Origin of the sequence: Streptomyces sp. NPDC058650 (genome assembly GCF_042717315.1) — a bacterium.
Taxonomy (GTDB): Bacteria; Actinomycetota; Actinomycetes; order Streptomycetales; family Streptomycetaceae; genus Streptomyces.
In genome coordinates this window covers 179,528-190,813 of sequence record NZ_JBHXRL010000015.1, presented here as the reverse complement: position 1 = coordinate 190,813, position 11,286 = coordinate 179,528, and the positions used below count along the sequence as shown (strand labels likewise).

General features: G+C 70.4%; 12 protein-coding genes. 9 read left to right on the top strand and 3 right to left on the bottom strand.

What is annotated here, in order from left to right:
• Positions 1-106: 106 nt before the first annotated feature.
• The 8 genes from ACFWWU_RS25615 to ACFWWU_RS25580 all read left to right on the top strand — a co-directional run bounded on the left by ACFWWU_RS25615 (position 107) and on the right by ACFWWU_RS25580 (position 6,996).
• Complete coding sequence (locus ACFWWU_RS25615; RefSeq protein ID WP_384148135.1) at positions 107-754, top strand: HAD family hydrolase; 648 nt, start codon at positions 107-109, stop codon at positions 752-754.
• Positions 755-797: 43 nt separating this feature from the next.
• Positions 798-2,024 carry an MFS transporter gene (locus ACFWWU_RS25610; RefSeq protein WP_384148134.1) on the top strand — a complete coding sequence of 409 codons (1,227 nt, stop codon included), beginning with the start codon at positions 798-800 and terminating at the stop codon, positions 2,022-2,024.
• On the top strand, positions 1,993-3,171 hold the full coding sequence (locus ACFWWU_RS25605; RefSeq protein WP_384148133.1) for an acetoin utilization protein AcuC: 1,179 nt from the start codon (positions 1,993-1,995) through the stop codon (positions 3,169-3,171). Before ACFWWU_RS25610 ends, ACFWWU_RS25605 begins: the two co-directional genes overlap by 32 nt.
• 108 nt (positions 3,172-3,279) lie before the next feature.
• The gene (locus ACFWWU_RS25600) at positions 3,280-4,095 is read left to right on the top strand and encodes a phosphatase (protein WP_384148132.1); all 816 of its coding nucleotides are present in this window, start codon (positions 3,280-3,282) and stop codon (positions 4,093-4,095) included.
• Between the two features lie 127 nt (positions 4,096-4,222).
• Positions 4,223-4,432 carry a helix-turn-helix domain-containing protein gene (locus tag ACFWWU_RS25595; RefSeq protein ID WP_030223786.1) on the top strand — a complete coding sequence of 70 codons (210 nt, stop codon included), beginning with the start codon at positions 4,223-4,225 and terminating at the stop codon, positions 4,430-4,432.
• Positions 4,433-4,596: 164 nt separating this feature from the next.
• Positions 4,597-4,695 carry a 30S ribosomal protein bS22 gene (locus tag ACFWWU_RS25590; RefSeq protein ID WP_003948845.1) on the top strand — a complete coding sequence of 33 codons (99 nt, stop codon included), beginning with the start codon at positions 4,597-4,599 and terminating at the stop codon, positions 4,693-4,695.
• Positions 4,696-4,833: 138 nt separating this feature from the next.
• Positions 4,834-5,898, top strand: coding sequence for an NAD-dependent epimerase/dehydratase family protein (locus ACFWWU_RS25585; protein WP_384148131.1), 1,065 nt, complete (start codon positions 4,834-4,836; stop codon positions 5,896-5,898).
• A 15-nt stretch (positions 5,899-5,913) separates the two neighbouring features.
• Positions 5,914-6,996 carry a lysophospholipid acyltransferase family protein gene (locus tag ACFWWU_RS25580; protein ID WP_384148130.1) on the top strand — a complete coding sequence of 361 codons (1,083 nt, stop codon included), beginning with the start codon at positions 5,914-5,916 and terminating at the stop codon, positions 6,994-6,996.
• 177 nt (positions 6,997-7,173) lie between these two features.
• On the opposite strand, the gene ACFWWU_RS25575 is transcribed toward ACFWWU_RS25580, so the two are convergent.
• The 3 genes from ACFWWU_RS25575 to ACFWWU_RS25565 form a co-directional block, all read right to left on the bottom strand.
• On the bottom strand, positions 7,174-8,433 hold the full coding sequence (locus tag ACFWWU_RS25575; RefSeq protein WP_384148129.1) for a DUF5667 domain-containing protein: 1,260 nt from the start codon (positions 8,431-8,433) through the stop codon (positions 7,174-7,176).
• A gap of 285 nt (positions 8,434-8,718) precedes the next feature.
• Entirely contained in the window at positions 8,719-9,504 is a 786-nt protein-coding gene (locus tag ACFWWU_RS25570; RefSeq protein WP_384148128.1) for an ECF subfamily RNA polymerase sigma factor, BldN family, read from the bottom strand.
• Positions 9,505-9,930: 426 nt separating this feature from the next.
• On the bottom strand, positions 9,931-10,893 hold the full coding sequence (locus ACFWWU_RS25565) for an HAD family hydrolase (protein ID WP_384148127.1): 963 nt from the start codon (positions 10,891-10,893) through the stop codon (positions 9,931-9,933).
• Between the two features lie 91 nt (positions 10,894-10,984).
• Here ACFWWU_RS25565 and ACFWWU_RS25560 point away from each other — a divergent pair, with 91 nt between their 5' ends.
• On the top strand, positions 10,985-11,263 hold the full coding sequence (locus tag ACFWWU_RS25560; protein ID WP_384148126.1) for a glutaredoxin family protein: 279 nt from the start codon (positions 10,985-10,987) through the stop codon (positions 11,261-11,263).
• Positions 11,264-11,286 lie beyond the last annotated feature (23 nt).

The window sequence follows — 11,286 nt, the reverse complement described above, 5'->3', positions numbered from 1 at the left end:
GCAGGGGGGACCCTGTGGGAGAGTAGGACGCCGCCGAACAATTTTTAGCCTCAACCCCCGGACTCTGTCCGGGGGTTGAGGCATTTTTGCGTTCTAGGCTTTGTCCATGCGATACGACTTGGTCATTTTCGACAACGACGGTGTGCTCGTGGACAGCGAGCCCATCTCCAACACGCTTCTTGCCGGCTATCTGACGGAGCTCGGGCATCCGACCTCGTATGAGGAGTCGGTGCGTGACTACATGGGGTCCGCCATGCACCGCATCCACGAACTGGTCGAGGAGCGGACCGGGGAGTGCTTGCCCGCGGACTTCGACGTGACGTTCCACGCGCGGGTCTTCGCCGCCTTCGAGAGGGAGCTGGAGGCTGTGTGCGGGGCCGCGGAGGTGCTGAAGGGGCTGGCCGACGCCGGGGTTCCGTACTGCGTGGCCTCGTCCGGGAGCCATGAGCGGATTCGGGTGGGGCATCGGAAAACGGGGCTCGACGCGTGGTTCCGGGACGAGAACGTCTTCAGCGCCGAGGACGTGGGGCGGGGCAAGCCCGAGCCCGACCTGTTCCTCCACGCCGCCGCGCGGATGGGGGTCGCACCGGAGCGGTGCGTGGTCGTCGAGGACAGCCGGCTCGGGGTCCAGGCCGCTGTTGCCGCAGGGATGGACGTGTACGGGTTCACGGCGATGACACCCGCGGAGAAGCTCGCCGGCGCCACCGGGTTCTTCGGGACGATGGGGGAGCTCCCCGCGACATTGGGTCTGTGATCCATCTACCCATCGGTAGGCCCCGGCCCTACGCTGAGCCGCCATGACGGATGCGCGGTTGCGGCGTGGGCGGGGATCCCTGGCGATCAGTTTCTTCGTGCAGGGAGTCACGTTCGCGCTGCTCGTGACCCGAATACCGGGGATCCAGGACCGGTACGGGATCTCGGACGCGCTGCTGCCCGCCTTCCTCGCCGCCGTGCCGATCCTTGCCGGGGTGGCGAGCGTCGCGACCGAGAAGGTCGTCGCCCGGGTGGGGCCCGCGGTGGTCCTGCGGTGGGCGCAGCCCGTCGTCCTGCTCGCCCTCCTGGGGGTGGGGGCCGGCACCGAGTTGTGGGAGGCGGCGGTCGCCCTCGGGCTCTTCGGGCTCGCCGTGGGGGCTCTCGACGCGTCCATGAACATGCTGGGCGTGAACCTTCAGCGGGCGTACGGGCGGAGCATCATGCTGGGGTTCCACGCCTCGTACAGCCTCGGCGGGATCGTCGGCGCCTCGTTGGCCTGGGTGGGGGCGCACTGGAACCTGTCGCTGTTCGTGTCGTATCTGCCGGTCGTCGCGCTGTTGCTGCCCGTCGCCCTGGTGGGCAGCCGGTGGTACGGGGCCGGGGAGCACCGGGCGGTGGAGAAGGAGACTGGGGAGAGCGGGGAGAGCGGGGGGAGTCGGCTCGCCTTCGCGTTGCTGCTGCCGTTCTGTCTCGTCATGACCTTCGCCTACATAGGGGACTCCACGGTTTCCAACTGGAGTGCCAAGTACCTCCAGGACGTGCTCGGCAGTTCGGAGGAGCTGGCGACCTTGCCGTACAACGCGTACATGGTGACGACGCTGCTGGGGCGGGCGGTGGGTGACTTCGGGGTGCGGAAGCTGGGGGCCGCGACCGTCGTCCGGTGCGGGGCGGTGCTCGCGGCGCTGGGGTTCGCGGTGGTGGCGGTGGCGCCGGGGGTGTGGGCGGGGATCGCCGGGTTCACGGTGCTGGGGCTAGGGCTGAGTGTGATCGTGCCGCAGACCTTCGCCGCGGCCGGGAGGTTGGCTTGTGAACGTCACGGTCCCGGGGCGAGTGACGCGGCCGTGGCGCGGCTCAATGTCTTCAACTACGTCGGGTTCCTCGTCGGGTCGCCGTTGGTGGGGGCGCTCGGGGACGCGTGGAGTTATCGGGGGGCGATGCTGGTGCCGATGGCGCTTGTCCTGGTGACGGTGGTGTACGCCACGTCGTTCGGTTCGCGAGAGGCCAGATACGGTGGCGGGCATGAGCGGCCGCGCACTGTTGATGTGGGATGAAGCTGTCACCCAGTACGACTTCGGGTCCGAGCATCCGATGGATCCGGTACGGCTCGCGCTGACCATGGGGCTGGTGCGGGCGTACGGGCTCGACCGGGCCGTGGACGTGGTCGCGGCGCCGCCGGCCGGGGACTCGACGCTGCGGCTCGTGCACCGCGAGGACTATCTGGCGGCGGTGCGGGCGGCCTCGGCGGATCCGCGTCACGCGGACCAGGCGTACGGGCTCGGGACGGTCGACGATCCGGCGTTCGGCGGGATGCACGAGGTGTCGGCGCTGATCGCCGGGCAGTCGGTCGGGGCGGCGGAGGCGGTGTGGCGCGGGGAGGCCGCGCACGCGGTGAACTTCGCGGGCGGGCTGCATCACGCGATGCCTGGGAGTGCGTCCGGCTTCTGTATCTACAACGACGCGTCGCTGGCCATTGCCCGGCTGCTTGAGCTGGGGGCGGAGCGGGTCGCGTACGTGGACGTGGACGTGCACCACGGTGACGGGGTGCAGGCGGCGTTCTGGGAGGATCCGCGGGTCCTGACGGTCTCGCTGCACGAGCATCCGCGGACGCTGTTCCCACAGACCGGGTGGCCGGAGGAGACGGGTGCGGCGGGGCCGGGTGAGGGTGGGGCCGTGAACGTGGCGCTGCCGGCCGGGACGGGGGACGCGGGGTGGCTGCGGGCCTTCCACGCGGTGGTGCCGGAGCTGATCGCGGACTTCCGGCCGCAGGTGCTCGTGACGCAGCACGGGGCGGACACGCATTTCGAGGACCCGCTCGCGCATCTGGCGGTGTCGCTGGACGCGCAGCGGTCGGTGCAGTCGGCCTGTCACGAGCTGGCGCACGAGTACGTCGAGGGCGGGAAGTGGCTGGCGCTCGGTGGTGGCGGGTACGCGGTGGTGGATGTCGTGCCGCGGTCGTGGACGCATCTGGTGGGGATCGCGGCGCATGCCCCGGTGGATCCGGAGTCCGTGATCCCGTCGTCCTGGCGGGACGAGGTGTACGCGCGTACCCGGCAGTTGGGGCCGGCGCGGATGACGGACGGGCGGTGGCCGGTGGGCTTCCGGGACTGGGCCGAGGGATACGACCCGGCGGATCGGTTGGACCAGGCGGTGCTCGCGACCCGGAAGGCTGCCTTCCCGCTGCGGGGGCTGCTTCCCTAGGGGCGTGGGACGACGTTCGGGGCGAGGTCTCCTCGTGCGTTACGCCGACTGTGCACTGTCCCTGGGGTTTCGGCTCCGGGGTCGGCGTGTTCCGGCAGCATCGGGAGGGTGTTGAGTACCGGGGCGCTGCGGGCGCATCTTTTGGCGGCGGGGTTGGCGGGGACGGTGGCGACGTCGCGGGAGGTGAGTCTGCGGAGCTATCGGCTCTTCGCCGCGCGTGATCCGCGGGTGCTGCTGGGGCTCGATCCGGCCTGGGGGTGGGGCGAGGCGGATCTGCTGCGGTTGATGGCGGACAAGTGCGGGGTGTCGGGGGATCCGGCGCACCGGTCGGGGCCTGACGTCATCGATCCGGAGCGTACGTTGAGGGGGCTCGACGCCTTCGCGGCGCGGTTGGGGGCGGCGGCCGCGCGACGGGTTCCGGTGCTGTTCGGGACGGGGCATCCGCACCGTCTGCTCGGTTTCTACGTCGCGCTTGCAGACGCTTTGTCGGCGGCGGGATGTCTTGTCCTCACCCCGGCGCAGGGGCGATGTGTCGACATAACGACCCGGTTCGGCGTACGTACGTACCTCCTCGACTACGTACGGGGGGTCGCGTTGGTGCGTGAGCCCGGGCTGTCGGGGAGGGGCCGTGAGCGGGGGGTGCACTCGCACTCCGCGCTGCCGGTTAGGGCCGCGCTCGAAAGCGCGGCCGAGGGTGGCGGGCCGCTGCCGGAGCTGGTGGTCGGGGACCACGGATGGGTCTGCGGTGCAGGTCAGCTGGGTATCGAGGCCATCGGTCTCGCCGATACGGATGATCCGGCGCTGTTCGTCGGTGAGGCGGAGGGGCAGGTGTCGGTGGCCGTTCCGCTTGATGACGGCGTGCGCTCCGTCTACTACCGTCCGCTGATGCGCTATGTACTCAATCGAGCGTGTCTGTCACGGTAAACGGCCGATGACAGCTCCTCTTCCCCACTCGTACCACCCGCCCCTAGTCTGGCGAGTGAGCGCTTGGCGACGAAGAGTCACCGGAGGGGAAGCCGGTGGGCGTCGCGGCGGAAGGTACAGGTGGGTCATGGCTGCTGGCGATCGACCTCTCAACGAGGTCAAGTTTCTGACCGTGGCGGAAGTCGCCTCGGTGATGCGCGTGTCGAAGATGACCGTGTACCGCTTGGTGCACAGCGGTCATCTGCCGGCGATCCGGGTGGGCAGGTCTTTCCGGGTGCCGGAACAGGCGGTTCACGAGTACCTGAGGGAGTCCTTCGTGGGGGTGGGGACCGCGTAGCGAGCGCGCGGCCGTTAAGCCGGGAAAGTCGCGTACGACCCTCGGATTACAAGCGCGGTGCTCGGGACGGTAGGCTAGGCCGACGTAGGTCGTGTGGGCCCAGACGCCCCGCACCGATCCCCGCCGGGAGGCGGGGATGTTCCGAGAAGTGAGCGAGGGTAGTCGTGGGCTCTGTTATCAAGAAGCGGCGCAAGCGGATGGCGAAGAAGAAGCACCGCAAGCTGCTGAAGCGCACGCGCGTTCAGCGTCGCAACAAGAAGTAAGGCGACCGCTGCATCGCAGCGTTCAGTGCGTCAGGCGTGGCCCTTCACCGTTCGCGGTGGAGGGCCACGCCTTATTCGCGCCGAAATCCGGAGGCGCTACGGTGGCGACCAACGGAAGACGGACGGAAGGCGCTGATCTTGGGCAGGGTCGTGCTCGTCACCGGTGCCGCTCGGCACCTCGGGGGCCGTTTCGTACGGCGAATCCAGCGGGACCCGGACGTGGAGCGGGTGATCGCGGTGGACGCGGTCGCCCCGGCCCACCAGCTCGGCGCCGCAGAGTTCGTACGGGCGGACATCCGCCGGCCGGCGATCGCGAAGGTCCTCGCCGAGCACGAGGTCGACACGGTCGTCCATATGGACGTCACCGGTACGGCGCTCGGCGCCGGCGGCCGTACGTCGGTCAAGGAGACCAACGTCATCGGCACCATGCAGCTGTTGGGGGCCTGCCAGAAGTCGCCGCGGATCAAGCGGCTCGTGATCAAGTCGAGTACGAGCGTCTACGGCTCCGCCCCGCGCGACCCGGCGGTCTTCACCGAGACCACGCCGGCGAAGTCGCTGCCGAGCGGGGGCTTCGCCAAGGACGCCGTCGAGGTCGAGGGGTACGTGCGGGGCTTCGCCCGGCGCCGGCCGGACGTGGCCGTGTGCGTGCTGCGGTTCGCGAACATCCTCGGGCCGCGGGCCGACTCGCCGCTGACCGAGTACCTGTCGCTGCCGGTCATGCCGACCGTGCTCGGCTACGACCCGAGGCTCCAGTTCGTCCACGAGGACGACGTGATCGACGTCCTGCGCCTGGCGGCGCACGAGCCCCGCAGGGCCACCCTGAACAGCGGCACGTTCAACGTGGCCGGGGACGGGGTGCTGCTGCTCTCCCAGTGCGCGCGGCGGCTCGGGCGGCCGACCGTCCCGGTGCTGCTGCCCGCGGTCACCTGGGTGGGGACGGCGCTGCGTACGGTCGGGATCACCGACTTCGCACCCGAGCAGATCCGGCTGCTCACTCACGGCCGGGTCGTCTCGACCGTGCAGATGCGGGAGGTCCTCGGGTTCTCGCCGCGCTACACGACGGCGGAGACCTTCGCGGACTTCGCGGGCAGCAGGGGGCCGGGTCTTCTGCCGCCGGAGATGCTCGCCGGGGCGGTGGACCGGCTTGCCGGCCGTCTCGCCCCGTCCACCCCTGACACCGACCCACTTCATCACGGCGCCTGAGGAGACCGGACAGCGATGGCGGACGCCAAGGTCATTCCGTTCGACGACGACCGTTCGAGGGCCCGTCGTCGGCCCAGCCGGGCCGACGGGGAGGCGGCGGCGGTCAGAGCCCTGCCGGGGGCGCAGCAGAGCCCTCAGGAGCCTGTGGGACCCGGGGAAGGGCTGCCCGGTGTCGACGCGGGGGGCGGTGTGGGCGCGGGGGCCGGGAGTGGTGTCGAGGCCGGGGTCGTGTCCCCGTCCGGGGCGGTGCCCGGTGCCGGGGGCTGGGAGCGGCGGATCGCGGGTGGTCTCGCGTTCCTGCGGCGGCGGATCACGGGTGAGTACGAGGTCGACGAGTTCGGCTACGACGAGGAGCTCACCGACCAGGTCCTGATGTCGCTGCTGCGGCCGCTGTACGAGAAGTACTTCCGGGTCGAGGTGAAGGGCATCGAGAACATCCCCGACAAGGGCGGGGCCCTGATCGTCGCCAATCACTCGGGGACCTTGCCGCTGGACGGGCTGATGATGCAGGTCGCCGTCCACGACCGGCATCCGGCGGGTCGGCACCTGCGGCTGCTCGCGGCGGACCTGGTGTTCGTCCTGCCGGTGGTGAACGAGCTGGCACGGAAGGCGGGGCACACCCTGGCCTGTGCGGAGGACGCGGAGCGGCTGCTGCGGGCGGGTGAGATCGTCGGCGTGATGCCGGAGGGCTTCAAGGGCATCGGGAAGCCGTTCTCGGAGCGGTACAAGCTCCAGCGGTTCGGGCGGGGCGGCTTCGTCTCGACGGCGCTGCGGGCGGGGGTGCCGATCGTGCCCTGCTCGATCGTGGGGGCGGAGGAGATCTACCCGATGCTCGGGAACGCCAAGACGCTGGCGCGGGTGCTCGGCATCCCGTACGTCCCGATCACCCCGACCTTCCCGTGGCTGGGGCCGCTCGGGGCGTTGCCGCTGCCGACGAAGTGGACCATCCAGTTCGGGGAGCCGATTCCGACGGACGGGTACGCGCCGGAGGCGGCGGAGGACCCGATGCTGATGTTCAACCTGACGGACCAGGTCAGGGAGCAGATACAGCACACGCTGTACAAGCTGCTGGTGCAGCGGCGGTCGGTGTTCTTCTGACGGTGCGGCAAGCCCGTGAGGCCCCCTGGGGCCGAGTGGTGCGAGGGAGGCAGAGGGAGAGGGGCCAAGCTGCTGGTGCGGCGGCGGTCGGTGTTCTTCTGAGGTCTGAGTTCTTCTGAGAGATACGGAAAGAAAGGTGAGGGGCGCCCCCGTCCGTGGGGCGCCCCTCACCTCTTGCTAGCGAGCGTCCTCGCTGTCGATGCCGAAGCCTGGTAGCAGGCCCGGCAGGAGTGGCGGAAGGGTCACGTCCGGTACGTCGGGGGGTGTCGGGGGCGTGGGGGTGGGGATCGTCGGCGAGCCGGTCGGGGTGGGCGGCTGGAGCAGTCCGCCGGTGTTGCCGCCGAGGAGACCGTCGTCCTCCGGTGACGGGGTGCTGCCGCTGTCCGTGCTCGCGCTGGTGCTCGTGCCGGTGCTCGGGGTGGGACCGGACGGGCGGGGCGGGGCGGAGGCGCTGCCTGTGGGCGGTGCCTCGTGGGTGGACGGCGGACGCTGGGTGTCCGGCTCCTGGGTGTCCTGCGGGGTACTGGTTTCGCTGGTCGGGCGCTCGGTGGTGATGCCGTCCCTCTCCAGGGTGCGGGGAAGCACCGACTGGAGCGGTTCCACTTCGTCGTCCATGGCGTCGAAGACCCCGGTCACCTCGGTGCCGACGTCCGTGAGCTGGACGGGGAGCCGGTCGCGGAGGCCGTTCCAGGTGTCCCGGTGGGCCTGGGCGAAGGAGTTGAGCCGGGCCATCGGGCCGATCTCGCCGTCCCGCTCGTAGGCCTCGCGGAGCAGGCGGTGGCCCTCGCTGGCGTCGTGCTTCATTCCGCCCAGGACGCGGCGGATCTCGGTGAGGGACTCGTGGTCGAGGTCGCCTGAGCGGCCGCGCTCCATGAGTCTGCGGGCCTCGCTGAGTCGGGTGGACGCCTGGTCGAGGTAGATGCCGCCGCGGTCCGCGGCGTCGTCGGCCATCCCGAGTTTGATGTCCTCCATGCCTCGCTTGAGCCCGTAGAGCGAGTCGCCGGGCAGGGCGTCGGAGCTGGCTGCGGCCACTCCGCCGAAGGCTCCGGCGGCCACCCCGACCGTGAGGCCGCCGGCGGCGAGGCCCTTGGTCCAGCGGGAGCGGGGGCGGAGCTTGCGGAGTGGGGACGCCCGGTGGGCTCCCTTGCCGCCCGGTGCCCGTTGTTCCGGCACCGTTGGTCCCGCGGCCGCGCTGCCCTCCATGAGCATCGCTTCCATGGCGGCGACGAGCTGCGCTCGCTGCACCACCTTTACCTCGGGGTCCAGCTGTGGCTTCGGCAGTTCGCCGAGGCCGTTCGACAAGGCCAACAGCCGTCCCTGCTCGGCCGGTTCGGCCGGAGCTTCGGGCTGTTCGGCTGCCGCGCCCTCGGCCGCCCGGTCCTCCAGGGCCTGGGCGAAGGCGTTCGCCCGCCGGTGCGCCGATACGTTCGCGATCACTGGCGGCACCTCCTCTCGTCGTGACGGTCGACTCCCCGGGGTGTCCGGAAGGTTGCACGCCTTGAACACATCCACACGAACGAGTGAGTGGCTGCGGGCATGGCGTGACCACAGGGAGCCTGCATTCCGCACAACGAGCGGCGCGGCACTTGGGTTACGCGCGAAAGATGATCGGACCAGTGCGTCACCGAGGGGTCACCGACTGTGAGTTGAGCGGGGGTCGTGGGATGTGGGGGGAGGCGTGGGGGACGGGGCGTGGGGGTGCGTGTGGGGGGCGCGGACCGGTCAGCGGGCGTCGTCCGGGAGGAGGCGGGCCAGCGTGCGGACGGCCCGGTACTGGAGGGTCTTGATGGCGCCCTCGTTCTTCCCCATGACGCGGGCGGTCTCGGCGACCGAGAGGCCCTGGAGGAAGCGCAGGGTCACGCACTCCTGTTGCTGGGGGTTGAGGCGGCGGACCGCGTCGAGGAGTGCCGCGTTGGAGAGGGACTCCAGGACGGAGTCCTCGGGGCTGCGCTCGACCTCGTTGGCGTCGAGCATCTCGCCGGTGGTGACCTCGAGGCGGAAGCGGCTGGACTTGAAGTGGTCGGCGACGAGGTTGCGGGCGATGGTGACGAGCCAGGCGCCGAAGTCGCGGCCCTGCCAGGTGAAGGTGGAGATCCGGCGCAGGGCGCGCAGGAACGTCTCGCTGGTCAGGTCCTCCGCGGTCGCCTTTCCGCCGACGCGGTAGTAGATGTAGCGGTAGACGGTGTCGCTGTACTGGTCGTACAGGCGGCCGAAGGCTTCGGCCTCGCCGGCCTGGGCGCGCTCGACCAGGTCCATCATGCGAGCGCTGTCGCTGTCGGCGGTGGGGCGGCGGGCGGCGGTCGAGGTTCCGGCGCCGCCGCGGGTTCCCCGTCTGCCCACGGCGGCGCTGCCGTCGGCCAGGGCATAGCAAGGGCCGGCGGGTGCCGGTGAGGCGAAGGCGGGGACGGGGCCGGCGTACGCGGTGGGGACGAAGCCGCGCAAGTGGTCGAGGACCGTTGCGCGCAGCGTAGCCAGGCCCGAGGTGTCAACCCCGACGTGTGGGTACACGGGACTCCCAGAGGCAGAGCTTCCATCACGTGCAGTACAGGACCGTTCACTCGTCGTGGCGACGGGAGGGGTCCTTTGTGCGTCTGAGGAGAATAACGCTTCGTACAGGCAGCGCTACACCCAGTTGCTCAAATCACCGGTTACGTCGTTTCCGTTACTGCTTGCAGTCGTAACTGGTCGCTATTCGTGACCGGTTGTTGATCGGATTGCTTCCGAGTGTGACTGCGCGGGCGTTGCGTTGTGCTCAAGTGCAGAACGGGGGAGTGATCGGGGCCGCTGCTGGGTAAGGAGTCGGGAATGCCTGGGAGTCGACCTGTGCGGTGGTGTTCGACCACGGACGGGTGAGGGCCGCTGGTCCGGGGTTGTCGCAGATGATCGCAGCCGAAACGTATCGGCAGGGGCTCGGCCGGCCGGGTGGCGGCGGCGTCAGTGGCGGCGGCGGTGCAGGGCGACCGCGGCGGCCGTGCCGCCGGCGAGCGCGCCCAGGCCCGCGGCGGCGGGGATGCCGACCTTGGCGGCCTTGCGGCCGGTCCGGTAGTCGCGCAGTCGCCACTCCCGGGCCTTCGCGTACTTGCGCAGCTTGGTGTCCGGGTTGATCGCGTACGGGTGCCCGACGAGCGAGAGCATCGGGATGTCGTTGTGCGAGTCGCTGTAGGCGGCGCAGCGGCTCAGGTCGAGGCCTTCGGCGGCGGCGAGGGCGCGTACCGCCTCGGCCTTGGCCGGTCCGTGCAGGGGCTCGCCGACCAGCTTGCCCGTGTAGACGCCGTCGACGGACTCGGCGACCGTGCCGAGCGCGCCGGTCAGACCGAGTCGCCGGGCGATGATCGTGGCCGTCTCGACCGGGGCGGCCGTGACGAGCCAGACCTTCTGGCCCGCGTCCAGGTGGGCCTGGGCGAGGCCGCGGGTGCCGGGCCAGATGCGGTCGGCCATGTACTCGTCGTAGATCTCCTCGCCGATCGACATCAGCTCGGAGACGCGGTGGCCCTTGACGATGGACAGGGCGCTGTCGCGGGCGTCCTGCATGTGCTCGGGGTCCTCGACGCCGGCGAGCCGGAACCAGGCCTGCTGCCAGGCGAAGCGGGCGAGCTCGCGGCGCTGGAAGAACTTCCGCTTGTACAGGCCGCGGCCGAAGTGGAAGATCGCGGCGCCCTGCATCACGGTGTTGTCGAGGTCGAAGAAGGCGGCCGCTTCCACGTCGCCGACGACCGGGAACTCCGGTTCGGCCGGGGCCGCGGGCTCCGCGCCGGCTGCCTCGGCCGCAGCCTCCTCCCGCTCCTGTTCCAGCTGGAGCGAGGACTTCCGCGCTGCCTCGGCAGCGGCCTCGCCTGCGAGGACGCTGCGCGCGGTGGCGGAGCGCCTACGAGGGGTGAGCCATCCCAGAGCGGCCATGTCGTGAGCATAGCCAGTCTGTTCGGTACTTCCCGACTTGTGACGATGCCGGGGCGTGAACACTGCGGGGCTCCCCTGTTAATTGGACAGAATGGACGTCATGTTCGGACGGACGAAGAAGAAGGACGCCGGGTCGCGCACCGTGACGCTGATCGGCAAGCCGGGATGTCACCTCTGTGACGACGCCCGGGCGGTGATCGAGGCCGTGTGTGCCGAAACAGGGGCACGATGGGAGGAGAAGGACATCACGCGCGACGAGGAGCTCTACCGGGCGTACTGGGAGCAGATCCCCGTCGTACTCGTCGATGGCGAACAGCACACCTTCTGGCGTGTGGACCCGGAGCGGCTCCGGCGCGAACTGGGTGTGTGACCGAAAGGCGGCTACCATCGTGG